Below are 25,331 nucleotides of genomic sequence, written 5' to 3'. Positions count from 1 at the left end.
AATGAAACAAAGCGCCATAGACTAAAATAGCCTGATGGCGCTGATTCTCAGAATCTGTTAAATATCTTTATGAAATTGATTCAAGTATGCTTTTCTTTGCGCTTCTGTAAACTGACCGATCCAGTCCGCGCGCGCTTCCTCCGTCATATACGGCAGGATGTGCAGCTCCACCGCTTTGTAAAACTCCGGCTCGGGCAGCGTGTTGTAGGTCGGGATCCGCACCATACCATGATTTCCCGTCTGAATCAGGATGTCCATGAAGAAAATACCTTTCGGGCTGTAGCGGTGCCGCCCCATTTTCATGCTTTTGATATCCTTGATATTGACAGATGTTTTGCCGGAAAACAGCCGCCCGTCTTCTCCTTCGATAATGCTGAAGATAACGCCGCCTTTTTTCGTGAAGGCGGGAAAAGCGATAGCGAATAAAGTAAAGAAAAAGAAGCTAAATAATATTCCGGCCGGTATAGCCAATAGATAGAACTTGGTTTGAAAAGTGGCCCCCATATAAAACACCCACAAACTCGCGGCGCCTAAACCAAAGGAGCCTAGAAAAAGCCAACATCTGAAAAACATTTTACTTTTTACGTTTATCGGCGATTTTTGATTTGTGATCATAAGTCCCCCCAAAAACTAAATATCCTTATGAAACTCATTTAAAAATGCTTTTCTTTGCGCTTCTGTAAACTGGCCGATCCAGTCCGCGCGCGCTTCCTCCGTCATATACGGCAGGATGTGCAGCTCCACCTCTTTGTAGAACTCCGGCTCGGGCAGAATGTTGTAAGTTGGAATTCGCACCATGCCATTCTTCCCCGTCTGAATCAGGATGTCCATGAAGAAAATGCCTTTCGGGCTGTAGCGGTGCCGTCCCATTTTCATGCTTTTGATATCCTTGATATGGACGGATGTTTTTCCGGAAAACAGCCGCCCGTCTTCTCCTTTGACAATGCTGAAGATGACGCTGCCTTTTTCGTGAAGGCGGGAAAAATCATGGAAAACGTGAGCAAACCATAAATCATCCCGAGCAGGCCGGCGCCTAAATATAATAATGAATATGTCGATTCGAATTTTATCGCCTCAAAAACGAGCCATATTCCGACTATACCGATACCCGCAGTTCCTCAAACGCCCATATTCTGAAGAACATCCGGCTTTCCACTTCGACCTGTTCCAAAAACCATGGACCTTCTTTATTTCAGCAAACGACTCTCCCCAAATATCATGTCGCGGATCATCTCTTTTTCGGCCGCCATAACGGAGAATTCATTTCTTGCGCTCCCCGCGGCAAACCATGTATGCTCCGTACCGGGAATGACAAACATCAGGTCTTTCACATCAGGAGCATTGTGCAGATCATATTCTATATACATGACACTGTCCATTTTTCCTTGCCGGATCACCAAGTCTTTCATAAAGCTTGCGGCCTGAGGATGATTGGCGTATTTGTCCAGATATTCATCGGCCAATGACCTTTCTTCACTGGCTCCCTTTAATAATTGTTCAAATTCATCATTTTGTAAAGTGAGGGCTGCTCCTTTTTCCCCCTGCTTCTCCTTTATATTCAAAAACTGAACGGCTTGCTCGAGAACTTCTTCTTTCGAAGCGAGAGAACGGATTTGATGAACCTGCTGCTCATGTTTCAGCTCATGGGCAAAAAATCCATCGGCTGCAGCATGGTAAGAAACGCTTGCTTCTGCATCTCCGGCGAATTTTGCAACTTTAATTGTAAAAGCGGCATCATTCAACGCTTGAATAAACGGTTTGCAAGGTTCTTTTAATTTATATTGATGCTCTTTGTATTCCAGTACGTCTTTCGCCAGAAGAGACCGGCATGAGAATTCAAACATCAATTCAAGCTGCTCCTCTGTCATTTCAGGAAAGTACGCTTGTTTCAATGACATGCCCTGCTCGAATAATCCTTCACTGTAAAAACAGAAGATCAGCTCTTCAATGCTTAATTGCAAATTTTTCATTGATATCCCCCTTAACCGAACGACAGCTTGCCCGCAAAGAATTGTTTTGCGCCATTGATTAAAGAACCGGCTGTTTCTTTCGCTTTTTGAAAACCTTTCCCGACTGTTTCGGCGCCTTTTTTAATGCCTTCATTGACGGTGTCGACGCCTTTATTAAAAGCTTGAACGCCTTTACCCGCCAGCTCGAATCCTTTTTTTGCTTTATCGATTCCGGCTTGAATCGGATTTTTCAGCAAAAGGGCTGTTTTCTCGGCAATGCCCGCTGTAAGTTTAGCAGCTTGCTCTCCTACAATTCCTCCGATAAACGAACCGGCTGCACCTCCAACAACAGTACCAACAGGACCCAAAGCACTGCCCAGCGCTCCGCCGATGACCGCACCGGCCACAGACCCGCCTGTAATCCAGGCCGTATTATTGACGGCGTTTCCGACCGCTTTCGCATTTTCCCGTTTTAATACTTCGCGGTTATTGCCGTATTTACTGTAGTTCTCCGAAATTTTCAAACCCATTCCCACAGTCTCTGTGGCGCCTGTGATCAAAGCGGCTGTAATCGCATTTCCCTTGGCAAACTTGCCGCCGGCTTTCAACACATCTTTAAATGCTGTCTTATTTCCCGCTTCATCGATCATACCGGCCGTAAAGCTTTTGATTTTATTGGTAAAATCGACCGTATCCTGCGGATAAAATTTCGTGAATTTCTTATGCACCAAATCGGCAAATGGCAGATTAGGATTCTTGAACAAATATTTTGGACTCAGCAAAATTCTCGCGGCTCTGCTGTATTTTGACTCATCGATGATACCCGAAAGGTCCATCAGCAGCTTCGTATGCCTGACGGAATACAGCCCTGAACCATCCTTAACAAACTTTGTAATCCCGAGTCCGTAATATTTAAATTGATTCATGGTGACGCCGGCCATCGCCGTGAGTGTCCCGTATTGATCATATAGGTTATACAGCTTTCTTAAAATGTCGTCCTGCTCGGCGAACTTATCAGCCGTTTTTCGTATGTATCGCTCATTGGCATCAAGCTTGCCGACAAGGTCATTGCCGCTCGACCAGGCATCACCTACTCCTGAAAAGCAATGGCTGTAGCGCGGGTCACACCCTAAAATCATCGTCGTTAATTCTAGATGAAGGTCTTTGTATAATCTCTCCATGTCAGTCAGCTCTTTAACAAAATCATTTGCCAAGCCTTCAAGCTTATCCGGATCGACCAAGATTTCCTTCCCCATACGCTCGCTCCTCTCCCGCTGTTATTTCAATTTCTCTCTCTTTTTTCTTTCAAGCTCTTCCATTCTCAATATTTCCGCTTTCGTCTGTTCAATTTTTGCCGCCGCGGTCATTAACTCGCGGCTGATTTCGATTAAATCAGCTTCAAATTGCTGATAAGCCGCCGTTGTCTGCTCAAATTCACTGTCAAACTGTTCCCGGGTCTTTCCCTTCCATGAAGCGGAATTGGCGGACAGTCGGGTCTTCAGGTGCAATTCCGACTTTTTCACTTCATCAGCGGCCGATTTATACTTTTCCGCCAGCGCTATTACCCTGCTTGAATCCAACTATTTTCACTCCTTAAAACCAGGTCTTTTTATTTAATTATAATAAACTTGCACATCTGCCAAATCATACTAAAGTATTGTTTAGGATTCCTTTTATCTTAATTTTTGCTTAAACATGAAATGTATGGAACAACTTGCCTAAACGAAGCGGTTTGAAGGGAATTCACAAAAGCGGAAAAGTTTGTGGTTGAAATTCATAATAGGCATTTTGAATCATGATTCATAACAGGTCAAAAGAACGAAAAAAGCTGCCGATCTTGTTCGGCAGCCCTTTTTTATTTCGAGATATCAACAAATCCTTCACCAAATACATCTCTGACATCATGGATGATGACAAATGCTTTCTTATCCGTGCTTTTGATGATTTTTTTCAGCATGGACAGCTCCTGTTTATTGATCACAATATATAAAATTTCTTTTGAATGGCCTGTGTAATGGCCCTTCCCTGACAGTACCGTGACCCCGCGGTCCATCAGCGTGTTGACTTGTGCGGCAATTTCATGCTTGTGCTCGGAAATAATCGTGATCGCTTTTTTCGTGTTAAGCCCTTCAATAATGAAGTCCATGACCTTTGTTGCGATGTAAAGCATGACAACCGTAAACATCAATTTCTCCGCCCCGATGATAAAGTAGGAGCTGAATACGACCACCAAGTCAATCATCAATAAGGCGTAGCTGATGTTCCAGTCAAAATATTTATTGGCGATCCGGGCGAGAATCGCGGACCCGGCGGTGGTTCCGCCGACGCGGATGATCATGCCGATGCCGACGCCGGCAAATACACCGGCAAAAATCGTGCTGATGATCACTTCATCAGCCGGTATCACCCAGTCTTCTGTGACATGCAGAAAGAATGAATTGGCGACGACCGCAATGATCGTGTAAATCGTCGTTTTTTTATCTAAAAAGCGATATCCGATGATGAGGAGAATCCCGTTCAGGATAAAATTAGTAATGCCCGGCGACCATGCAAACACGTAGTATAAAATAAGCGTGATCCCCGTGACGCCCCCCTCTCCCAAATCGTTCGGAATCGCAAATAGATTCACGGCCAGAGCAAAGAAAAAGGCTCCTATCGTAATCATGATCATGTCCATTGCTTTCTTTTTCATATCGTCAACTCCTTTTTCGAAAATGAAGTGATGTATGTTAAAACACAATAAAAACCCAGGAGAACGCTCTTCTTATGAAGAAAGAGCCAAAACTCCTGGGCTTTTATCCCACCGTGTCATAACGATTGTTCGTTATGTGTTTTCTCTCGGACCAGACCAAGTGCGGTGCACCTGCGGAACCCTAGAAAACCACTTTTTCTACAGTTCTATCATTTTGTCATCTTCAAGCATTATAAGTGAATTTTCAGTGCCAAGCAAGCCCTTTTTCCAGTATAAAATAGTTGTTTTTTTGTAAAATAGCTTCCATGCACAGCCAACAAAACATCCTATAATAGTAGATATACGTGCTCGCCATAGGGAGGCCCTCATATGGAGAAACAGAAACGGCACTGGCTTATTAAACAAATCATTCTTGAACATCCGGTGGAAACCCAGGAACAATTGGCGGCCTTGCTGAAAAGCCGTGGAGCAGCAGCGTCCCAATCGACCATTTCCCGGGATATTAAAGAGATGTACCTCGTCAAACAGCTAAATGAAAACGGAAAGCTTGTCTATACCACGAACGCATCATTATCCGTCAACCCATCAAAAATTTTGAAGGATAAAATATCGGACGTTGTCCTGCAGGTGAGTCGTGCGGAAAACTTGGTCATCATTAAAACAATGCCTGGAAATGCCCATGCTATCGGCGTTCTTCTTGACAAGCTCGGACGCCCGGAAATGTTGGGCTGTATATGCGGAAATGACACCTGCCTTGTGGTTACCCCATCATCGAAAAACGCGCAATCATTCTGTGAACATTTTTGCTGATTGCCTGTTTGAACAAGCTGATCCCATCATGCGGATCGGCTTTTTATATTTCCCTAAAAAAATTTTAAAAAATGATCCTTGTAAAATATACACATTTTATACGTTCTTCACTTTGCCCTGACAAGAGATGTTTTTCGATATGTCATATTTATTCATTTTTGTTTTTGTGTCATCAAAAAACACGTGAAATAGATCACATTTTTGCTGTTATCGCTTTCACATCGCGTGATCTCCCGCTGTTTTAAGCTTTACATGTAACAAAAAGAGTGTAGGAGGCGGGATGAACATGACAGCACCGATCAACGTTTACTCAGAAATCGGCCATTTACAAACAGTCATGCTGAAGCGGCCCGGGCGGGAACTGGAAAATCTCACCCCCGAGTACCTGGGAAAGCTTCTCTTTGACGACATTCCTTTTTTACCGGCCGTGCAAAACGAACATGACCAATTCGCAGAGACCCTTAGAAATCAAGGCGCAGAGGTTCTTTATTTAGAGAAGCTGACCGCTGAAGCTTTGGAAGACGATTCAGTCCGTGAACGATTTATCAGCGAGCTTTTATCTGAGAGCAAAGCCGATATCAACGGGGCTTATCACAGACTGAAAGAATACTTGCTCTCCTTTGAAGCGGAAGCAATGGTCGAACGTGTGATGAGCGGCGTCCGCAAAAATGAAATCGAACTGGGGCTTCGCTCTCACCTGCACGAGCTGATGGAAGACCACTATCCATTTTATCTTGACCCGATGCCAAACCTTTATTTCACAAGAGATCCGGCGGCAGCGATCGGCAGCGGACTCACCATCAATAAAATGAAGGAACCCGCACGCCGGAGAGAATCCTTGTTTATGCGCTACATTATTCAGCACCATCCGCGGTTTAAAGGACACGACATCCCCGTCTGGCTTGACCGGGATTTCAACTTCAATATCGAAGGCGGCGATGAGCTTGTGTTGAATGAAGAAACGGTTGCGATCGGTGTGTCAGAACGTTCAACCGCACAGGCGATCGAACGGCTTGTTCGCAATTTGTTTAAACAACAGAAACGGATTCGGCGGGTCCTTGCCGTGGAAATACCGAAAAGCAGGGCGTTTATGCACCTGGATACCGTCTTTACGATGGTCGACCGCGACCAATTCACGATTCATCCCGCCATCCAAGGACCTGAAGGACAAATGCGGATCTTCATTCTTGAGCGGGGAGAAACGGAAGACGACATTCATATTACAGAAGAGCACAACTTGCTAGAAGTGCTGAAGAAAACGCTCGGCCTTTCAGACGTCAACTTGATTTTCTGCGGAGGCGGAGATGAAATCGCTTCAGCACGCGAGCAATGGAACGACGGCTCCAATACGCTGGCCATCGCTCCCGGCGTAGTGGTGACTTATGATCGAAACTATATTTCCAACGCCTGCCTGAGAGAGCAGGGTATCAAAGTCATTGAAATCCCAAGCGGAGAGCTTTCCCGAGGCCGCGGAGGCCCGCGCTGCATGAGCATGCCGCTCTACCGTGAGGATGTAAAATAGGCGAATTCAACAGAAAAAGGAGAGAGAGATCATGGCAAAAACAATTGACTTAAAAGGAAGAAGCTACTTGGCTGAAAAGGATTTTTCCGAAGAAGAAATCCTATATTTGCTCGACCTTGCCCAAGATTTAAAAGACAAAAAAGCACAGGGAATCAGACACCGCTATTTGGAAGGCAAAAACATCGCTTTACTGTTTGAAAAACCGTCAACAAGAACGCGCTGTGCTTTCACTACGGCTTGCATCGATCTTGGGGCACATCCGGAATATCTCGGCAAAGACGACATTCAGCTCGGCAAAAAGGAATCGATTGAAGACACGGCAAAAGTCCTCGGCCGCATGTTTGACGGCATCGAGTTCCGCGGCTTTGAACACGAAAAAGTCATGGCGCTTGCCGAGCATTCAGGTGTGCCGGTCTGGAACGGCTTAACAGACTTGTGGCATCCGACACAAATGCTGGCCGACTTTATGACGGTAAAAGAACATATCGGACGCGTGAAGGGGGTCAAGCTCACCTATATCGGCGATGGACGGAACAATGTCGCCAACAGCCTGCTCATCGGCGGAGCCAAAGTCGGAATGGACGTCAGAATCTGCTCACCGGAAGACCTTTTCCCTGATCGGGAAATCGTCGAAATGGCGGAAGCTTTCGCAAAAGAATCAGGAGGAAAAGTGACCGTCACAAGCGATACAGACAAAGGAGTCTCCGGAGCGGACGTGCTGTATACCGATGTTTGGGTGTCCATGGGGGAAGAAGACAAGTTTGCCGAACGGATTCAGCTTTTAAAACCTTATCAAGTGAACATGGAGCTCGTGAGGAAAACCGGAAATGACCATGTCATCTTCCTGCACTGTCTGCCTGCCTTCCACGACCTTCATACAACATATGGACAAAGCGTCTACGAAAAACACGGCATCAAAGAAATGGAAGTGACAGATGAAGTGTTCCGCAGCAAGCACTCTAAAGTATTTGATGAAGCGGAAAACCGGATGCATACGATCAAAGCTGTCATGGCGGCTACATTGGGCGATCTTGACTGATAGGAAAAGGGTGAAAGATCCCCTTTTCCATTCTAAACCGAATGAGGTGACCAACAATGGCGGAAGAAAAAAAACTGGGGCTGTTTGCGCTCATCGCGCTTGTGATCGGTTCAATGATCGGCGGCGGAGCCTTTAATCTGGCCAGCGATATGGCTTCCGGGGCAGGGGCCGGCGCCATCTTAATCGGCTGGGTCATTACCGGTGTCGGTATGATTGCCTTGGCCTTCTCTTTCCAAAATCTGACGACGAAAAGACCTGATTTAGACGGCGGCATTTTTACTTATGCACGGGAGGGATTCGGCCATTTTATGGGCTTTAACAGCGGCTGGGGATACTGGTTCGCGGCCCTTCTCGGCAATGTCGCATATGGAACCCTGCTGTTTAGCGCTGTCGGCTATTTTATCCCCGTATTTGGAGACGGCCAAAACATCGCATCCGTTATCGGTGCAAGCGTGATTTTATGGAGCGTACACTTTTTGATTCTGCGCGGTGTCCAGTCCGCTGCCATGATTAATTTGATTACAACGATTTCAAAACTGGTGCCGATTTTTGCTTTTATCATCGCCGTCATCTTTGTTTTTCATCTTGATTTATTTACTCAGGATTTTTGGGGACAAGGACTGTCGCTTGGATCAATCGGTTCGCAAGTGAAAAGCACGATGCTCGTCACCGTCTGGGTGTTTACCGGAATTGAAGGAGCCGTTCTTTTTTCAAGCCGGGCCAAGAAATCGAGCGATGTCGGCAAGGCGACCGTCATCGGCCTGATCAGCGTGCTGGCGATTTACATCATGATCACCATGCTGTCGTTTGGCGTCATAAACCAGGAAAACCTGGCCGGTCTTCCCAACCCTTCAATGGCAGCCATCATGGAGCATATCGTCGGCAAATGGGGAGCTGTTCTGATCAACTTTGGACTGATTATTTCAGTGTTGGGCGCCTGGTTGGCCTGGACATTGTTCGCCGGAGAGCTGCCGCTGATCGCCGCACGTGAAGGCGTTTTTCCAAAATGGTTCGGAAAAGAAAACAAAAACGGCGCACCCACAAATGCGCTGACATTGACAAACGCTATCATCCAGCTGTTTTTGCTGACATTTATCATTTCGGATACGGCATATCAGTTCGCTTTTTCCTTGGCTTCCTCAGCTATCTTAATCCCGTATTTATTTTCCGGGTTTTATCAGCTCAAATACAGCTGGCTGCACAAGGAACCCGACCGTATCAAGAACATCGCAATCGGGCTGATCGCTAGCATTTACGGCATCTGGCTCATTTATGCGGCAGGCCTTGACTACCTGCTGTTGACGATGATTTTATACGCACCCGGCATTCTCGTATTCCGGGCGGTCCGGAAAAGCAAAAAAGAACCTGTATTCAATAAGGCCGAGCTTGTCGTCGCCGTCATCATTCTAATATTGGCGATTGTAGCCATCGCGGAATTAATGTCGGGCAGCATTTCAATTTAACAAACAGAGGTGTTTCATATGAAAAAAAGAAAAATTGTCGTCGCGCTTGGCGGTAATGCCATTCAAACGGGAGATGACGCCAGCGCAGCAGCACAAAAACGGGCATTGGAAGAAACGGCTGTGTATTTGGCGGATATGCTCGACAATGGAACTGAACTGATCATCACGCACGGAAACGGGCCGCAAGTCGGGAATCTGATGATTCAGCAAAAGCAGGCGGACTCTCCGAAAACACCGGCTATGCCGCTTGAGACGTGTGTATCGATGACACAGGGAATGATCGGCTGCTGGCTGCAAAATGCCATCGACCAAGCGCTGCGTGCAAAAGGTAAAGACGGACATGCGGCAACTGTGATTACCCGTGTTGCCGTCCGCAGTGATGATGAAGCTTTTCGCAACCCTACAAAGCCGATCGGACCGTTTTACAGCGAAGAGGAAGCGAAAAAGCTGATGAACCAAAACGGTGACCTCGTATTTAAAGAAGACGCCGGAAGAGGCTGGCGCCGCGTCGTCCCGTCGCCTGCACCGGTGTCGATCCTTGAGCATGACGTCATCAACGAGTTGGTTGAAAAAGGGCATATCGTCATCGCGGCTGGCGGCGGCGGTGTTCCCGTGCTTGAACAAAGCCAGTCCATCCGCGGAATCGACGCCGTCATTGACAAAGATTTCGCCGCCTGTAAGTTAGCGGAGCTTGTTCATGCGGATGAACTGATCATCTTAACAGGTGTCGACCATGTCGCCGTCAACTACTTAAAACCGACGGAACGGGCGCTCGGGCATGTGACTGCTGAGGAATTAAAAGGGTATATCAAAGAAAAGCAATTTGCAGAGGGCAGCATGCTGCCAAAAGTAAAAGCAGCCATTCAGTTTGCCGAAGCCAAAAAAGGAAACAAGACGGTGATTACCTCCCTGAAACTGGCGAAAGAAGCGCTCAAAGGCCATGCAGGGACCATTGTCGAACAAGCCTAAGCGCGGCAAAGGAAGCGCTCTATAAGGGTTCTTCCTTTTGCCGATCGTCAAAAACAAGTAAAATTTAAGATATATTACCTCAAGTCTTAACAAAATCGAAAAGGGTGATCCGTTCATATGAAGAACAAAGACATTGTACATCAGCTGAAAAAGTTTTCCCTATTCGCCTCCCTGAATAAAAAAGAGCTTGAAAGTATGAAACAGTTTATCTATTGGCGCACTTACCATAAAGGCCAGATTTTATTCATGGAGGAAGACCCCAGGGAACGCATGTATCTTCTTCTCGACGGTTTTATTAAACTCGAAAAATCCAATGAAACGGGATCCATGTTTTATACCGACTACGTACGTCCTCACACACTCTTTCCGTTCGGCGGCCTGTTTCGCGATGAATGTTATCATTATGCCGCTGAAGCCTTAACCGATATTGAACTCTACTATATTCCCATGAACATTTTTGAAGATCTTGTCAGGGAAAACAAAAACCTTCTCTTTGATGTTCTGAATCAATTATCCGATATCCTTGCCCTTCACGAAGAAAGGCTCAAACGAATCACTCTCTCCCATGCGCACGACAGGGTGACACAGGCCATCTATTATTTGACCGAAAGCCTCGGCCAAAAAGAAAGCGATTCAACCGTGATCAACTGTCCGATCACCGCCTCGGAAATCGCGAAAATCTCCGGCACATCGCGCGAAACCGTAAGCGCCGTCCTGAAAAAACTCCGCTGTGAAGGCATTATCAGCCAAATGAACAAACAGATTATGATCAACCGACCCGAATATTTTATGTGATTGTTTTGCTCCTCAAATCATCCCGGTTATAGACGGGATGATTTCGATGTATAACCTGATTCTTCAGCAGCACAGTCGACCCGCTCGATACTCCGTTTCTTTCAAACACTGTATCATGTAAAGTCTACATCATATCCCGCCGTGAAAAATCCCTCACCCCGTGCGCCGTTAATAGGACAAACAAAACGATTAACACACCATAAAACAAGGGATATGAATCAATCGGCGACTCATCGGGAGGGGACATCCCCAGCATCGGAAGCGTCCAGGGATAGATTTGCCCCAATGGAGTATTGGCGGCAAGGATGGAAGGCAATGTAAACCCGATGCTGACAGCCAGCGGTATACCGAATGTCTTATACCTGATGGAGATGATCAGCTGCAACACGATAAGCGGAAGGCAGGCAATGGACCCTTGGACGACATATCCTAAAATTGCGAGAAACGGTAGACCTCCTTTTAAACCATTAAGGAACCCGAATAGAATAAAAAGTATGAATAAGAGGCCCATCGTCGCAGCAACCATCATCACAACCATAACACTTTTCGAAAAGAAAACCCGGGACCTTAAAACCGGCAGAGCCAACAATTGCTTCCACCCTCCGCCCACATGTTCTTCTCTGCACACAAATGCAGCATATATACCTACAAGAATCGGCAGCACAAAGGATCCCATAAAAACGGCCACCTGTGTCCAGGCTTCCATCCACTCGTTATCACCAGGCTGCACAAATAGTTTATAGTTATTGCGAAAGTTAGTGTAAGCCAATAGGACGCTGATAAAAGGGGCCAATACATACAACACCCACATTTTCGAACGTTTTAATTTCAATCTTTCAGCAGCTATTATATTTTTTAACATGATACACCCTCCTACAGCACATCTCGCTTTTTAAAATGAAAGGCCCCAATGAACAAAAGCAGCATTCCGACAAAAACATTAATGATGACAAAAGCCGATAGATCCGGATTGATCCCAAGACCCTCATATTGCAGGATAATGGTTGAAGACTGGCTCGGATAAGCGAGCGGAAACCACCGCGTCGTCATTCCGGCAGCTAAAAAGAGACCGACAATTGAACTTACCGTACCAATGAGAATAGCAAACGCCTGGTTTTTAAATGTGATGGACAACCATAATTGAAAAGACATGATCGGCAAAGCCGTCAGCAGCATGACATAACTGTCCCCAAACAAAAGCCCCCACGGTATCGGCCCTTCAAATCCCAAAGCCTTGCCCAGTACAACCATCCCTATTGCAAATATCGTTGCAGTTAAGAGCAGGCTGTTAAATAGCCAAATATATTTGCTTAAGTAAATTCCTACTCTTGATACCGGCAGAGACAGCGTTTGCTTCCACGAATTTGTCTGATGCTCTATATTTGCAATAATGGAGGCAATAATCGTTACGGCTAAAGGAAAACCCAGCCCAAACAGCATGCTGTTGTCGAAAAGCATATACTGCCACATGGAGGACGCCTTAAACATTTCAGCTTGCTTTTGGGCATACTCTCCACGGTAAGTTAAATTCAACAGCTCATATGCCAGAACAACAAGGGGAACCAAGAAGACGACGATAAACAAAGAGGACCGCTTCAGTTTCAGGAGATCACCCCGCAGCCTCATAAACTTCCCTCCGTACCAGTCAGCTCCAGGAATATATCTTCCAAAGACCGTTTTACTTCTTCCAGTCTGTAAACAGAGACTCCCGACTGTACCAGAATTCCGTTGATTTCGGAAACAAATTCTGGCGATGTTTCGCTGATCCACAAGTTTCCTTCCTGAAGTTTTGCATGCAGCCCCCTGTTTTGTATAATGGATTGGGCTTCATGAATATTATTCGCTCCAATCTTCAGAAGCGGTTTTTGTTTTTTCCGTAATGCTTCGATATCATCTTGGAAAATCAGCTTCCCATTCAAAATAATGCCCACTTGTGTCGCCATCTGATCAATCTCGCTTAATAAATGACTGGATACCAGCACGGTCATGCCGTATCTATCCGGCAACTCCTTTATCAATTCTCTGATTTCGTGAATACCGGCAGGGTCCAGTCCATTCGTCGGTTCATCCAGCACCAGGAGATCAGGCTTGCTCATTAAAGCAGCCGCAATCCCTAATCTTTGCTTCATTCCCAGCGAGTACTCTTTCGTTAATCGATCCGCCACTTTTGTCAGACGAACGATCTCAAGCACTTCCCCAATCCGTCCCTCTGGCAAATCACGAACACTGCGAATCACCTCGAGATTTTCTCTTCCGGTTAAATTTCCGTAATAAGATGGCGATTCAACTAGAGAACCGATTCTCTGCAAGATTTGCAGACGGTTTTGACGGATATCCTGGCCAAATAGCTGAATATTTCCATTTGCAGGCTTAATCAAGCCTAACAGCATCCTGATCGTTGTGGTTTTTCCGGCACCGTTCGGCCCTAAGAACCCGTATATTTGTCCTTTTTCTATTTTCATCTCCAACCCGCTGACCGATGTTTGTTTTCCGAATTTTTTTGTTAAATTTTTTGTTAACACGATATTTTGTTCCACTGTTCCTCACCTCACCTTCATCATAGACTCATTTGTATTAATGCGCCTTAAACTCTTCCTGAACATTGCCTAAACACGGGAAAACAGCTGCTGCATCGCCAAAAAAGGAACCCGACAAATATATGCTATATAAAATAAGAGGCTGTTTTTCTTGTTAAGAAACAGCCTCTTGCAATATGAATGATGATGAAATGAGCAAATGCACTCAGAAATGATTGTCCATACACCGCCTCCGCCAGGCAATGTTAAGGAATATAAAAGTTAGAATTTTAAGAAAATTGAACATCACTTAAATTTCAGCCGCCATAACTTTCTTTGCCTGCTATTTCATGTGAAAATGAAAGCGTATATTAATGGAGGTCATAAAATGGATCATTCTTTCGGACAATGCAAAGTGTTAATCGTTGATGATGACCAGCATATTTTAGATTTATTAAACGTGGTGTTTGAAAACGAAGGGTTCTCTGATGTCTTAAACGCCAAGAACGGAGAGGAAACGCTCCATCTTTTAAAACATCAAGAGCCGGATATCGTCCTGCTTGATGTGATGCTTCCGGATTCAGATGGATTCACTCTTTGCAATCAATTCCGCCAATTTACAAATATCCCCGTTCTTTTTCTTACAGCTAAAACATCTGATTTGGATAAACTGCAAGGCTTTAGTTTTGGGGGAGACGACTACATTACCAAACCTTTTAACCCTCTTGAAATCGTTGCCCGTGTTAAAGCCCAGTTAAAACGATATAAAGATTTCACTCCTTCATCGTCCAAGCCGGTTTATGATTTCGGGGATTTTCAAGTTGATGAGACATCGGGGAAACTGGTTGTTGATGGAACAAGAATCGAGTGTCCGGCTCAAGAGTTTAAGCTTCTACTGTATTTTTGCAACCACCCCAATCAAATATTAAGCAAACAAAAGATTTACAGAGATGTTTGGGGAGAGTTTTATAATGGCGACAGTACGGTCATGGTACATGTTCGCCGGCTTAGAGAAAAAATTGAAAAAGACCCGAGCCGCCCAAAATGGATTAAGACGGCAAGGGGGCTTGGCTATATTTTTGAAGTTCAGCCGACAGGTGGAAAGCAATGAAGCTAAGAGACCGCATTGCATTTCACTTTATATCCCGAATCATTCTCCTGATCGTTATTTGTATCGCTTTATTTGTGATCAGCACACTTTTTTTTACTTTTTTTCTCAATGATCGAGAGACGCATCAATCACCGCTTTCTTTATCAAGCGTAGTTCACCAAACAACCATAAAAGACGGAAAAATATCCGTTGAAGCTGATACGATCAGCCATTTAAAGGAATATCATATGTGGCTTCAGATTCTTGATGAAGAAGGAAACGAACTTTATTCATCCAACAAGCCAAGCCATATTCCCAGCCAATATATTCCCGGCGAACTTGTCTCGGATTATGTTTATCCCGCTAAAAAAGGCTACCATCTTTCAACATGGTATGATACAAAAGACACCCGGACATTGACGTGGATATTGGGTGAACCATTTAAAGCTGACAACCCGTTTCTCTATTGGACAAACCAGCTGTGGATCCTTTCCATGATCGTGATGGGGATTATTGTTGCGCTGTACTTCGGAAAACAGCTTGGCGCACCTTTGCTTTATATCGTTTCATGGATTGAAAATCTCTCCAAGGGAAAATATGCAGAGCCGGCATTTTCTTCGTTCATTCCAAAGAAAAAGAAAAAACCCGGATATAAGCTGTACCAGGAACTAATGAATGCAATGAGCAATCTTACATCGATCCTTCAGAAAAACAAAGCGGAAAGCGAAAAACTGGAAAGAACGCGGGAAGAATGGATGACAGGCGTATCCCACGACTTAAAGACGCCGTTGTCAGTGATTAAAGGATACACAATTCTTTTATCATCTGAAAAACATGAATGGAACCAGGAAAAAGTACGGGATTTTGCAAACATCTTGAACGAGCGGGTAGAGTATATGGAAGAATTGATAGAAGAATTCAACCTCACTTTCCGCTTAAAAAATGATGCCCTTCCGATTCAAAAAGAAGAAAAAGACATTGTAGGCTTGTTAAGGGAAACTTTATCCGCATTACAAAGCTTGCCGGAATCGAAAGATAAACATTTCGAATTTCAGACGGACCGAGACGCAATTGCTTTTTATATGGATGAAAAATACATGCAGCGCGCCTTGGAAAACCTGATCGCCAACAGTATTAAACATAACCCTTCAGGGACTGAGGTAAAGGTCAGTATTCAGCAAGATGAATCTCTTTCTTTAACTATTTTAATAGAAGACAACGGAATCGGCATGGAAAAAGAAACATTGGAGCATTTATTTGATCGCTATTACAGAGGAACGAACGCCTCTTCAAACACTTCAGGGACTGGATTGGGCATGACGATTGCCAGACAGATCATTTATGCACACGAAGGTGATATTGAAATTTACAGCGAACCTGATCACGGTACTCAAATTAAGGTTATTTTTCCAACGAAGAGAGAATAAAGGGTGCACATCATAAGAAGGACAACTTTATATTTAGGTAAGACTAGTAAAACGTTAGATTAAAAAGGATTGTACATTTTAAACATATCAAAAATGCACAATCCTTTTTTTGGAACTTGAACGACTAAGGTAAGATTTTCGTCAAGTTAGAATGATTTGTCAGTGTGAGCTTCAATTTTAGATCGTAGATGATTTAAGAATAGAATTTGCCCTAACGTACATGTACTTATGTACGTTTTTTAATATGCCAATAGTTTAAACTAAATTATAAGACACACTTCTTTGTCGAAAGAAGATACATGACAATATCATATAGCTGAAGATTTAATGCAAGGGACATTTAGTGGCAGTGATCCTAAAGATATTAGTTTGTCATACATCTTCTTTCGTAGCAGCAAATAAAATCAAGGAGGTTAAATATTATGAAAAATAAGGTGCTATAGGTAGTTTTATGTGGTGTATCAATTTTAGCTCTTATTCGCTGGAGAAAAATTAGTGAAAATAAATAAACGTTAAAGGAGCAATGTATACGTGTCATGACCAAATAAGTAAAGTGAATCACAAGATAGAAAGCGATTCAATTCTTTTCATATGGAGGATTTATTTGAAAATTAATGAGATTGTTCAAAAAAGTAAAATTCGGATAAGTTTTATTACGAAGAATGGCTCATTAATAGAGCAAGTGGTTAAAAATCTACAACAGCAAGGTATAAATGCACAATTAATTTAAAAAAAGTTCTTTTAAAGGAATGTTTTAAATAATAGTAAGGAGGCCAATTATGATGAAAATGAAAAAAATAATGGCAACTGGAGTGGCAATGTTGATTTTAGGATCGGCAGTAGGGTGCGATGATCATGTCTCTTCTGATTCGGAGTCTTCCTCGGAGAACACGGGAATTACGGATGAGAAAGCTCCGTCCAAGATCTCCAATTCTTATGAAAATACAAAAGAGCTTATAAGGAAATTTCCAGTGATTAATCCTACTCCCATCGACACAGAACTGGGAAAAGACATTCAAAACCGGCTGCTAAATGGCTTTGAAAATTGGAATAGAGGTTATGATGCTTGGAAGGCGTGGGGAGATATTCTATATACGGAGGATTCCCTTTACAATGTTCACGGTGTGAAACTGACTCTGAAGGAATATCAGGACTCCATGAATGAGACGCTGAAAGCCAGCGATATTCAGATGGGCAACTTTAATAATATGATTGTCAGCGGGGACTGGGCTGCGATCCGTTATGATATCTCAACGATTAACAGGAAAACCAGTGAAGCAGTAGACGGAAGTGTGATGGAGTTCGTCCGCTTTAAGGATTATGGGGACAAACTGGGTACCCGGGTTGTGGAAGGCTGGGCTGGAACAAAGGGAGCCGATTTTGCCGGATTATCTAGCTTCCAAACCGAAGAGGAAAAGGCGGCGCAGCAGGCCGCATTAGAGAAAATCATCAATACGTCGATACCGGATACCTCGAATCTGGAAGAAAAATACCCTGTTGCTTATCCGACCCCCATTGATACCGAGATGGCTAAGAAAATTCAAAGCGCTATCTTGAACGATTTTGATAACTGGAACCAAGGCTATGATGCCTGGACGACATGGGCGGACACCTATTATGATAGCAATATGCAGTACCATACATCTGCGGGGACTATGACATTGGAAAAATACAAGGACGCTGTAAAGGAAGCTGCTGAATCGACGGATGTGAAGCGGATTTACTTTGATAATATGCTGATCAGTGGTGATTGGGCGGCCATTCATTACAGGATCACGAATCAGGACTTAACAACAGGTAAAAAAACCGCTGGTGATGTGATGCAGTTCCTGCACTTTGTAGAAGATGGAAATGGTGTGAAAGTGGTTGAATCCTGGACAAAATAAGCATTTCCTATGTAGACTGTCATGAAAATGCGTATCGAAATATTATAAGGCGCTATATTAGGGTAGGGCAGATATTAAAATACTCCACTTTTGCAGTAGTAGTATTTATAATAATTAAAGTTAGAGATAAGAGGGGGGTGGATGAAGATTCGAAATAATACCAGAATGGGACAACATGGCGAACGACAAAGAGCGAATATCTAACGTTACTTGCGCATTTATACGTTCATATACTTGTGAAAAGAACATCACCGCAAGCTTTTATGATTATCTATATCGCACCGACCTAATTGAATCAGATATTATTGAAAAGCTAATGAAAGTGATGTTTACTGGTGCCAGTGGTAACGTTTGCAGTAAGACATGGTGGTTCAGATGCTAGAGGACAATTACCATTTACACGTGCTCTACAAGTGCCGTATGGATTATCAATTGCATTTAATTTCTCATCTTTCCATAACATATCCATAACATCTACAGCTGCTGCAGCTTTAATTATGATTGCAGTATTTCAGCATTTCAAAAGCTTTGGCATTGCCTGCGACAGCTTTTTTAACTAATCTGATTTGGTTCACTGCTGCGCCTCCTTCAAACATTAGAGAGGGAAATTGATGAGAAAAGTTTCAAAAGGATGGAATTTTTTCTCTGCATTAAAAAAATCCGCTATTTCACTGAAAATAGCGGATTCTATTTATTTCTTTGTCAGCGTCACTTTAGAAGTTCCGGTTGGGCCGTGCGGGGTCTGTTCATGTATAAGCTCTTCCCTCAGGTCATTCATACTTGATCGTTTGATCCGATATACGGCTTCAAGCCGCACCAAATATTCGGCTCTTGTTTTGAAAGCATGAATGATTGAGATGATCCAAACAATGAGTAATGCTTTCATTGCCAAATCGAAGAGAAACGTTCTGGCTGTAAAGGCAGCCAATAAAACTGCCGCTGCGTATCCGATTCCGGCAAATAACCATTTTCCTTGTTTAGTTCGCGCTGCGATATAAATAAATGCAAACCAGCTTAAAAATCCAAAAGGAACCCATGTGAACACAAGCCAGAAAGAATGTGCAAACTCCCATTTTGTTCCTTCATTTGTATAACCTTTAGCCATTGTGATACTCCCTTACAATTGTGATGATCCTTTAGAACTATATTATACTAAATTTTCCTATACAGGAATAAAAGTTTTCGATTCGCCCGCCATGAATGATAAGATAAACATAAAACCAACAATTGGAGATGAAGGAAACATGAAGAACAAACTGATTGAACGTCTCATTTCTTATGCGAAAGTGGATACGCAGTCAAATGAAAACAGTCAGACGACACCTTCCACTCCCGGGCAGCTGACGCTTGCCAATATGCTTGTCGAAGAGCTGAAAGAGATCGGCATGAAGGACGTCACAATCGATGAAAACGGCTATGTGATGGCGACGCTTCCTTCAAATACGGAAAAAGAGGTGCCGACAATCGGTTTCTTGGCTCATGTGGATACAGCAACAGATTTTACCGGAAAGAACGTCAATCCGCAGGTTATCGAACAATACGACGGAAAGGACATTGTGCTGAATGAATCCCTCAATGTCGTCTTATCACCCAAGGAATTTCCAGAGCTTGCAGATTATGCGGGACATACATTGATCACTACCGACGGAACGACTTTGCTCGGCGCTGACAATAAAGCGGGGATCTCTGAAATCATGACGGCAATGGAATATTTAATTGCGCACCCCGAAATCAAACACGGGAAAATCAGAGTCGCTTTTACGCCTGATGAAGAGATTGGCAGAGGGCCGCACAAGTTTGACGTCGAGGCGTTTAACGCCAAATTCGCGTATACGGTTGACGGCGGGCCCCTCGGCGAACTGCAGTACGAAAGCTTCAATGCCGCAGCAGCGAAAATCACTTGTAAAGGAACGAACGTCCACCCGGGCACAGCAAAAGGGAAAATGGTCAATGCCGCCAAAATCGCGATGCAGTTTCACGCCGGACTGCCGGAAAACGAAGCTCCTGAATTTACAGAAGGTTATGAAGGCTTCTATCATCTGCTTTCGATCAATGGCGATGTCTCTGAAACGAATCTCTCCTATATCATCAGGGATTTTGACAGAGACCGATTTAACGAGAGAAAAGAAACCGTCCAAAAAATCGCAAACGACCTTACAGCCAAATACGGCGAAAACAGCGTCACAGTGGACATGAATGATCAATATTACAACATGAGGGAAAAAATCGAACCGGTCAAAGAGATTGTCGACATTGCCTATGAAGCGATGAAAAACCTGGATATCGAGCCGGTTGTGAAACCGATTCGCGGCGGTACAGACGGCTCCCAGCTCTCATACATGGGGCTTCCTTGTCCAAACATTTTTACAGGCGGGGAAAACTTTCACGGAAAATACGAGTATATTTCCGCCGACAATATGGTAAAAGCCGCGAATGTCATCGTGGAAATTGCGAAGCTGTTTGAAGATAGGGCGTAATACGAAAAAAAGCGGAAAGCGGCTGCAAGGCACGACAGCCGCTTTTTTGCCAGATCAATTTTTATCTGTGTTTTGCCGAAATAAGAACATGTTTCGGCATAAAGCCGATTAACGTCTCACCGATGCAAAAAATTCCGCTCATTTCGCTTCATCGCCTTTCCAAATATCTTTCAACGTCCAGTAAGTGAACTCGTCAACTCGTACATTGCCTTTCTCAGAAAACAGCTCAATCCCTGCTCTTTCTTCTTTGGGATATATGCGGCTGGTCATTGTCGCTTCACCATGGTTTGCAAATACTTCAATAGACGATCTGTCAAGAAACAGATGCAAAGTGAGCTTCTCCTCCGCTTCAAGCCGTACGTTTCTCACACCGTCCCGCGCTTTGCCGGACTTTGAACAGTCGAGCGTCAGCTTTTGATCAACCAAGCTGTACTGGATGATTGTCTCTTCCTGTTCAATTCCCCGGATCTTTAAGCCAACCGTTTCGGCACTGCAAATTGTCAAATCAAAAACGACCATCACTTCAAGAAGCTTTTCAGTTGTGTTTATAAAATAGCTGCTAGAAATCGATTGATTGTCACATTCATGATGTTCCGATTCACGAAGTAATTGAGTCTCCTCGACGGGATTCATTAAAATTTTGTGATCATCCTTCAACGTCAATTCCCGCGGCAAAGTTAATGCCCCGCACCATCCGTCTGCTTTCGTCGGCATCTCTGATTCCCACATATCCATCCAGCCAATCGCAATTCTGCGCCCTTTGTCATCCAATAAAGTTTGCACGGCATAAAAGTCATGGCCGTGATCCAACTCTTTAAAGGAGCCATGTACAAACTCATTCGTTTCTTCATCATAGTCTCCAATCAAATAGCCTGTTTGATACAGATTTTGATATGAATCACCATCCGCCTCTATACCCTGAGGGGAAATCAGCAAAATGTGTTTGCCGTCCAGTTCAAAGAAATCCGGACATTCCCACATAAAGCCGAGATTTCCGTCGCTTTGGGCGAGAACGCCTGCGTACTCCCAATCTACAAAGTTAGGCGAGCGGTATAAAATGACCCGCCCGACATTTTCTTTTGAGGCGTTTCCGATCACCATATACCAGTTCTCACCATGCCTCCATACTTTCGGATCGCGAAAGTGGCGGGAGCTGTCTTCCGGCGGCTCTGCAATGACAGGGTTTTCTTTCAGTTTTTCAAAAACGATACCGTCTTTGCTGACTGCTATATTCTGATTTTGGTAGAAATCGTCTTTCTCTTCATCTATCATATTATGCCCTGTATAGATTAAAGCGAGGTCGCCGTTATATTCGACTGCGCTTCCTGAGAAACAGCCGCTCTCATCAAATGCATCGCCAGGCGCTAAAGCGATCGGCAAGTGCTCCCAGTGAATGAGATCCTTGCTCTTCAAATGGCCCCAATGCATCGGCCCCCAATTCTCATCATACGGATGGTGCTGATAAAAGACATGATACTCCCCTTTATATTGAATCAGTCCGTTTGGATCATTTATCCAGTTTGCCCGAGGCATCATGTGATAGCCCATTCGGTATCGGTGATTCACTTTTTTCCCGGCTTTTTTCAATGCTTCTTCTGCCTGCTGAATTCTGTTCATCTGTGACATCCTCTCTATATATGCTTTCTTTGTAGACTTTGAGCAAATTCAACGTCTTTCTTTGAATCTAGCAAGGTAAAAATCGAAATAAGGGTGAAACAAAGGACCATTGCTCCCATGATGAGATAAGTCTGGCGAAATCCGATGCTGTCGTATAAACCTCCCGCAAGCGGCGAAAAAATCGACGTGCCTACCTGGGATGCGAATTGAAAGCCGACAAGATAAAGTACGGATGAAAGACGATTATCAAAGTTAATCGCCAAATATTTAAACACCGCAATCAGCATAATCGGCAATTCTAAAGCATGAATGAGTTTCATCGATGAAATTCCGACCGGTCCGCTGACAAGTCCGGAACCGATAATGCGGAAAGCCATTAATAGCCCCGCTAAAATCAAACTTTTTTTAGGACCGAGCTTATTGACGATGAAAGGCGCAAGAAACATCATGCCCGCTTCAATAAATACTTGGAATGAATTAAGGTATCCAAATATTTGGTTCCCCAAGGCCGGATTCGGAAATAAGGAAGCGTAGTAAAGCGGAAACTGCTGGTCATAGACGCCGTATACGCAAGTTACGCCGATCACGTACAACATCAAAAACCAGAAATCTTTTAAGAGAAAAAGTCCTCCTACGTCTTTTAATCCGACCGAGTCTGCTCTTTCCTTTTCATCATCTGTCATCTCAATTTTTACGGAAACAATAATGGCCACCAATATGACTGCTGAAACGGACGCAACCCAGAAGTTGATATTCGGATCGATATTGAACAGCTGACCTGCAAAAAATGTCGCCGCAGCCCAGCCGAGGGAACCCCACATCCTTGTTCTCCCATATTCAAATTGATATTTACGGCTGACCTTTTCAATAAAAGTTTCAATCGCGCCGATTCCAGCGAGAAAAGCAGTTCCCAAATAAATTCCCCCGACGATAGCCCCAAGAAAGACATTGTATTGCAAAAGCGGTCCGTAAACGAAAATATAAAAGGGACCTGTAAATACGAGAAGCAAACTGATCATAAATAAAATGTTTTTCTTCAGCCCGAGCTTATCAGAGATAAAACCGTACAAAGGCTGCATGCACAAAGTAAAGATCGCATTGACAGAAAAGATAATGCCCGTCGCAGACCCGTTCAAATTGATTTCTTGCCCCAACCAAATCGCAAATAAAGAGTAGCTGGAAGACCACGTAAAAAAGAAAAAGAAAAAATAAGCGCTTAGTTTCCAATACAAACTGTTTGAGCTTTTCATTTTCATTTGCTCCTTTAACCCGATTTGGATGTATCTATTTGATGCCTGTCCCTGAACCGCCAATGCCTTCTAAAATGTAGCGCTGGGCGACAATGTAGATCAGAATCAGCGGAATCGTCGAAATCGTCAAGACAGCCATGACCTGATTCGTATAAACCGGCTCGGTGCTGTTGATGGCTGTAATCGCCACCTGGATCGGAAATTTCGACTTATCCGTCAAAACCATCAGCGGCCAAATATAGTCATTCCAGCTGCCGATAAAGGCCAATGTCCCCACCGTAGCAACGGCCGGCTTGGACATCGGCAGCATCACCCGCCAGAAAATCTGCCATGTATTGGCGCCGTCTAGCTTAGCCGACTCAATCATCTCCCCCGGAATCGCCATGAAAAAGTTCCGGAACAAATAAATATTGAAGGCCCCGGCAAGCGCCGGCAAAATCACGGCAAGGCGCGTATCAACAAGTCCGAGCTTATGAACGATAGTAAACTGAGAGATTAAAATCGTTTCCAGCGGCACGATTAAAAGCGCCAGCAATATGGCAAACAGCACTTTTTTGCCTGTGAATCGCAGCTTGGCGAATGCGAAGCCCGCCATTCCGTTGATGACGACAGCTCCCGCTGCCACACACAAACCGTAAAACAGACTGTTACCGATATACATCAGCAAATCAAACCGTGACAGCACTTCCCTGTAGGATTGAAACCATTCCGACGGATGAAAAGACGGGAGAAACGCTTTAATGCTGCTGATATTGTTGTAAATATCGGCTTCCGGTTTCATCGATGAAGCGACCATCCAAATCAGCGGAAATATAAACAGAACCGCCAGCAAAACAAGGCATATATATTCCAGTATCGTCAAAGGTCCGAATTTCCGTCTCATTCGCCTTCATCCTCCTTCACCAACTTGCGCTGTGCCAGCGTCACCAATCCAATCATCGTGCCAAACAAGAGCGCAATCGAACTTGCATAGCCGACCATCCGATCGGTAAATCCCGTTTGATAAATATAATAGACAACCGTCATCGTTGAATTGACCGGTCCCCCCTGGGTCATCACCATGGGTTGCACAAGGAGCTTAAACGCACTGATCAGCGTCGTAATAAAGATAAAAACCGACGTTGGCTTCAACAATGGCAATGTAATATAAATAAACCGCTGCCATTTATTCATACCATCCAATTGCGCCGCCTCGTAGACATCTCCGGGGATGTTTTGCAGACCCGCTAAAAAAATCAGCATCTGAAATCCGGCTCCCTGCCAGGCGGAAACGACAACAATTGTAAAGATCGCCTGCTTAGGACTTGTCAAAAACGGCTGTGGCGGCAGACCGACATGTGTCAGAACGTTATTGATCATTCCTTCATTCGGATTCAGCAAGTACAGCCACAAAACGGAGATGACAACAAGCGACATGACGACGGGGCTAAAGTATGCGACTTTGAAAAACGTATTGGCCTTACGCTTTTTATTCAACAAAAGGGCCAGCCCGAGAGCGGCCCCGATCTGTAACGGAATCACAAGGACAACAAATTTCAATGTGTTGCTCAAACTTTTCAAGAAAATAGGGTCTTTGAACAATTTAATAAAGTTGTCAAAACCGACAAACTTGCGCAGGTCAGGTGTTAACAAATAATAATCTGTAAATGCGTAGTACACAGCCATAATCGAAGGAATCACGAGAAACACTGACAAAATCAGCAAGGCCGGACCTAAAAATGTATAAGCCAACGCATTCTCCCGCCACCCTATTTTATTGCCCGCGGCTTTTTTCAGCGGAAAGGCCGGCCTTGCTTCTTTCAACGGAATTTTATTCATGGCTCCACCTA

24 protein-coding genes, 1 pseudogene and 1 riboswitch are annotated in these 25,331 nt (G+C 44.2%); of the genes and pseudogenes, 11 read left to right on the top strand and 14 right to left on the bottom strand.

The annotated features are described in order from the left end of the window. Positions 1-57: 57 nt before the first annotated feature. The 6 genes and pseudogenes from ACINLD_RS11110 to ACINLD_RS11085 all read right to left on the bottom strand — a co-directional run bounded on the left by ACINLD_RS11110 (position 58) and on the right by ACINLD_RS11085 (position 4,641). Positions 58-615: a YfjD family protein gene (locus ACINLD_RS11110; protein ID WP_035428559.1), complete on the bottom strand. Its 558-nt coding sequence runs from the start codon at positions 613-615 to the stop codon at positions 58-60. 15 nt (positions 616-630) lie between these two features. Next, positions 631-1,144, bottom strand: a pseudogene (locus tag ACINLD_RS11105) (YfjD family protein). Positions 1,145-1,187: 43 nt separating this feature from the next. Continuing rightward, positions 1,188-1,970, bottom strand: coding sequence for a hypothetical protein (locus tag ACINLD_RS11100; RefSeq protein ID WP_026589282.1), 783 nt, complete (start codon positions 1,968-1,970; stop codon positions 1,188-1,190). Positions 1,971-1,981: 11 nt separating this feature from the next. Then, positions 1,982-3,205, bottom strand: a complete 1,224-nt coding sequence (locus tag ACINLD_RS11095; RefSeq protein ID WP_026589283.1) for a hypothetical protein — start codon at positions 3,203-3,205, stop codon at positions 1,982-1,984. Between the two features lie 21 nt (positions 3,206-3,226). Next, positions 3,227-3,529 (bottom strand): WXG100 family type VII secretion target, encoded by a 303-nt coding sequence (locus ACINLD_RS11090; RefSeq protein ID WP_026589284.1) that lies wholly within the window; start codon positions 3,527-3,529, stop codon positions 3,227-3,229. A gap of 275 nt (positions 3,530-3,804) precedes the next feature. After that, positions 3,805-4,641: a YitT family protein gene (locus tag ACINLD_RS11085; protein ID WP_026589285.1), complete on the bottom strand. Its 837-nt coding sequence runs from the start codon at positions 4,639-4,641 to the stop codon at positions 3,805-3,807. A 90-nt stretch (positions 4,642-4,731) separates the two neighbouring features. After that, positions 4,732-4,837, bottom strand: a riboswitch (guanidine-I (ykkC/yxkD leader). A gap of 173 nt (positions 4,838-5,010) precedes the next feature. Between ACINLD_RS11085 and argR the strand changes: the two genes are divergently transcribed. The 6 genes from argR to ACINLD_RS11055 all read left to right on the top strand — a co-directional run bounded on the left by argR (position 5,011) and on the right by ACINLD_RS11055 (position 11,239). Next, a complete protein-coding gene (argR, locus tag ACINLD_RS11080) occupies positions 5,011-5,451 on the top strand; it encodes an arginine repressor (protein ID WP_026589286.1) in 441 nt (146 codons plus the stop codon). Positions 5,452-5,737: 286 nt separating this feature from the next. After that, positions 5,738-6,973, top strand: a complete 1,236-nt coding sequence (arcA, locus tag ACINLD_RS11075; RefSeq protein ID WP_026589287.1) for an arginine deiminase — start codon at positions 5,738-5,740, stop codon at positions 6,971-6,973. Positions 6,974-7,004: 31 nt separating this feature from the next. After that, positions 7,005-8,012, top strand: coding sequence for an ornithine carbamoyltransferase (argF, locus tag ACINLD_RS11070; protein ID WP_026589288.1), 1,008 nt, complete (start codon positions 7,005-7,007; stop codon positions 8,010-8,012). 56 nt (positions 8,013-8,068) lie between these two features. Beyond that, complete coding sequence (arcD, locus tag ACINLD_RS11065) at positions 8,069-9,475, top strand: arginine-ornithine antiporter (RefSeq protein ID WP_277691993.1); 1,407 nt, start codon at positions 8,069-8,071, stop codon at positions 9,473-9,475. 18 nt (positions 9,476-9,493) lie between these two features. Continuing rightward, the gene (gene arcC / locus ACINLD_RS11060) at positions 9,494-10,444 is read left to right on the top strand and encodes a carbamate kinase (RefSeq protein WP_026589290.1); all 951 of its coding nucleotides are present in this window, start codon (positions 9,494-9,496) and stop codon (positions 10,442-10,444) included. A gap of 117 nt (positions 10,445-10,561) precedes the next feature. Beyond that, the gene (locus tag ACINLD_RS11055) at positions 10,562-11,239 is read left to right on the top strand and encodes a Crp/Fnr family transcriptional regulator (RefSeq protein ID WP_026589291.1); all 678 of its coding nucleotides are present in this window, start codon (positions 10,562-10,564) and stop codon (positions 11,237-11,239) included. Positions 11,240-11,363: 124 nt separating this feature from the next. Here the strand turns inward: ACINLD_RS11055 and ACINLD_RS11050 are convergent, their stop codons facing one another. Genes ACINLD_RS11050 through ACINLD_RS11040 form a run of 3 tightly spaced genes read right to left on the bottom strand, consistent with a single transcriptional unit; the run spans position 11,364 to position 13,776 of the window. Beyond that, positions 11,364-12,101, bottom strand: a complete 738-nt coding sequence (locus ACINLD_RS11050; RefSeq protein WP_409444391.1) for an ABC transporter permease — start codon at positions 12,099-12,101, stop codon at positions 11,364-11,366. 11 nt (positions 12,102-12,112) lie between these two features. Further along, positions 12,113-12,865, bottom strand: a complete 753-nt coding sequence (locus tag ACINLD_RS11045; protein ID WP_026589293.1) for an ABC transporter permease — start codon at positions 12,863-12,865, stop codon at positions 12,113-12,115. Continuing rightward, positions 12,862-13,776, bottom strand: a complete 915-nt coding sequence (locus ACINLD_RS11040; protein WP_077735967.1) for an ABC transporter ATP-binding protein — start codon at positions 13,774-13,776, stop codon at positions 12,862-12,864. The genes ACINLD_RS11045 and ACINLD_RS11040 overlap by 4 nt, the downstream gene beginning before the upstream one ends. A gap of 367 nt (positions 13,777-14,143) precedes the next feature. Between ACINLD_RS11040 and ACINLD_RS11035 the strand changes: the two genes are divergently transcribed. From ACINLD_RS11035 to ACINLD_RS11020, 4 genes are all read left to right on the top strand, one after another. After that, on the top strand, positions 14,144-14,866 hold the full coding sequence (locus ACINLD_RS11035) for a response regulator transcription factor (protein WP_026589295.1): 723 nt from the start codon (positions 14,144-14,146) through the stop codon (positions 14,864-14,866). Next, a complete protein-coding gene (locus ACINLD_RS11030) occupies positions 14,863-16,272 on the top strand; it encodes a sensor histidine kinase (protein ID WP_277691999.1) in 1,410 nt (469 codons plus the stop codon). Before ACINLD_RS11035 ends, ACINLD_RS11030 begins: the two co-directional genes overlap by 4 nt. A gap of 782 nt (positions 16,273-17,054) precedes the next feature. Next, on the top strand, positions 17,055-18,158 hold the full coding sequence (locus ACINLD_RS11025) for a nuclear transport factor 2 family protein (protein WP_409444392.1): 1,104 nt from the start codon (positions 17,055-17,057) through the stop codon (positions 18,156-18,158). Between the two features lie 335 nt (positions 18,159-18,493). After that, positions 18,494-18,718 (top strand): hypothetical protein, encoded by a 225-nt coding sequence (locus ACINLD_RS11020; RefSeq protein WP_277692002.1) that lies wholly within the window; start codon positions 18,494-18,496, stop codon positions 18,716-18,718. Positions 18,719-18,849: 131 nt separating this feature from the next. Here ACINLD_RS11020 and ACINLD_RS11015 read toward each other — a convergent pair whose 3' ends face one another. Further along, positions 18,850-19,263 carry a hypothetical protein gene (locus tag ACINLD_RS11015; protein ID WP_409444393.1) on the bottom strand — a complete coding sequence of 138 codons (414 nt, stop codon included), beginning with the start codon at positions 19,261-19,263 and terminating at the stop codon, positions 18,850-18,852. A 139-nt stretch (positions 19,264-19,402) separates the two neighbouring features. Between ACINLD_RS11015 and pepT the strand changes: the two genes are divergently transcribed. Beyond that, on the top strand, positions 19,403-20,635 hold the full coding sequence (gene pepT, locus ACINLD_RS11010; RefSeq protein ID WP_409444394.1) for a peptidase T: 1,233 nt from the start codon (positions 19,403-19,405) through the stop codon (positions 20,633-20,635). A gap of 138 nt (positions 20,636-20,773) precedes the next feature. Here pepT and ACINLD_RS11005 read toward each other — a convergent pair whose 3' ends face one another. Genes ACINLD_RS11005 through ACINLD_RS10990 form a run of 4 tightly spaced genes read right to left on the bottom strand, consistent with a single transcriptional unit; the run spans position 20,774 to position 25,320 of the window. Continuing rightward, positions 20,774-22,252, bottom strand: a complete 1,479-nt coding sequence (locus tag ACINLD_RS11005; RefSeq protein ID WP_077735962.1) for a glycoside hydrolase family 32 protein — start codon at positions 22,250-22,252, stop codon at positions 20,774-20,776. A gap of 14 nt (positions 22,253-22,266) precedes the next feature. Beyond that, on the bottom strand, positions 22,267-23,502 hold the full coding sequence (locus ACINLD_RS11000; protein WP_077735961.1) for an MFS transporter: 1,236 nt from the start codon (positions 23,500-23,502) through the stop codon (positions 22,267-22,269). Between the two features lie 34 nt (positions 23,503-23,536). Beyond that, entirely contained in the window at positions 23,537-24,385 is an 849-nt protein-coding gene (locus tag ACINLD_RS10995) for a carbohydrate ABC transporter permease (protein ID WP_026589305.1), read from the bottom strand. Further along, positions 24,382-25,320, bottom strand: coding sequence for a carbohydrate ABC transporter permease (locus tag ACINLD_RS10990; protein WP_035428566.1), 939 nt, complete (start codon positions 25,318-25,320; stop codon positions 24,382-24,384). Before ACINLD_RS10990 ends, ACINLD_RS10995 begins: the two co-directional genes overlap by 4 nt. Positions 25,321-25,331: the final 11 nt, after the last annotated feature.

This window comes from Bacillus sp. z60-11 (genome assembly GCF_046464135.1).
Lineage (GTDB): Bacteria > Bacillota > Bacilli > Bacillales > Bacillaceae > Bacillus > Bacillus sonorensis_A.
This window is presented reverse-complemented; position numbering and strand designations above follow the sequence as displayed.

Bases quoted from the DNA above. Each gene is read 5' to 3' on its own strand.
- ACINLD_RS11110 (WP_035428559.1), bottom strand. From the start codon at position 615: ATGATCACAAATCAAAAATCGCCGATAAACGTAAAAAGTAAAATGTTT.
- ACINLD_RS11100 (WP_026589282.1), bottom strand. From the start codon at position 1,970: ATGAAAAATTTGCAATTAAGCATTGAAGAGCTGATCTTCTGTTTTTAC.
- ACINLD_RS11095 (WP_026589283.1), bottom strand. From the start codon at position 3,205: ATGGGGAAGGAAATCTTGGTCGATCCGGATAAGCTTGAAGGCTTGGCA.
- ACINLD_RS11085 (WP_026589285.1), bottom strand. From the start codon at position 4,641: ATGAAAAAGAAAGCAATGGACATGATCATGATTACGATAGGAGCCTTT.
- argR (WP_026589286.1), top strand. From the start codon at position 5,011: ATGGAGAAACAGAAACGGCACTGGCTTATTAAACAAATCATTCTTGAA.
- arcA (WP_026589287.1), top strand. From the start codon at position 5,738: ATGACAGCACCGATCAACGTTTACTCAGAAATCGGCCATTTACAAACA.
- argF (WP_026589288.1), top strand. From the start codon at position 7,005: ATGGCAAAAACAATTGACTTAAAAGGAAGAAGCTACTTGGCTGAAAAG.
- arcD (WP_277691993.1), top strand. From the start codon at position 8,069: ATGGCGGAAGAAAAAAAACTGGGGCTGTTTGCGCTCATCGCGCTTGTG.
- arcC (WP_026589290.1), top strand. From the start codon at position 9,494: ATGAAAAAAAGAAAAATTGTCGTCGCGCTTGGCGGTAATGCCATTCAA.
- ACINLD_RS11055 (WP_026589291.1), top strand. From the start codon at position 10,562: ATGAAGAACAAAGACATTGTACATCAGCTGAAAAAGTTTTCCCTATTC.
- ACINLD_RS11050 (WP_409444391.1), bottom strand. From the start codon at position 12,101: ATGTTAAAAAATATAATAGCTGCTGAAAGATTGAAATTAAAACGTTCG.
- ACINLD_RS11045 (WP_026589293.1), bottom strand. From the start codon at position 12,865: ATGAGGCTGCGGGGTGATCTCCTGAAACTGAAGCGGTCCTCTTTGTTT.
- ACINLD_RS11035 (WP_026589295.1), top strand. From the start codon at position 14,144: ATGGATCATTCTTTCGGACAATGCAAAGTGTTAATCGTTGATGATGAC.
- ACINLD_RS11030 (WP_277691999.1), top strand. From the start codon at position 14,863: ATGAAGCTAAGAGACCGCATTGCATTTCACTTTATATCCCGAATCATT.
- ACINLD_RS11025 (WP_409444392.1), top strand. From the start codon at position 17,055: ATGAAAATGAAAAAAATAATGGCAACTGGAGTGGCAATGTTGATTTTA.
- ACINLD_RS11015 (WP_409444393.1), bottom strand. From the start codon at position 19,263: ATGGCTAAAGGTTATACAAATGAAGGAACAAAATGGGAGTTTGCACAT.
- pepT (WP_409444394.1), top strand. From the start codon at position 19,403: ATGAAGAACAAACTGATTGAACGTCTCATTTCTTATGCGAAAGTGGAT.
- ACINLD_RS11005 (WP_077735962.1), bottom strand. From the start codon at position 22,252: ATGAACAGAATTCAGCAGGCAGAAGAAGCATTGAAAAAAGCCGGGAAA.
- ACINLD_RS11000 (WP_077735961.1), bottom strand. From the start codon at position 23,502: ATGAAAAGCTCAAACAGTTTGTATTGGAAACTAAGCGCTTATTTTTTC.
- ACINLD_RS10995 (WP_026589305.1), bottom strand. From the start codon at position 24,385: ATGAGACGGAAATTCGGACCTTTGACGATACTGGAATATATATGCCTT.
- ACINLD_RS10990 (WP_035428566.1), bottom strand. From the start codon at position 25,320: ATGAATAAAATTCCGTTGAAAGAAGCAAGGCCGGCCTTTCCGCTGAAA.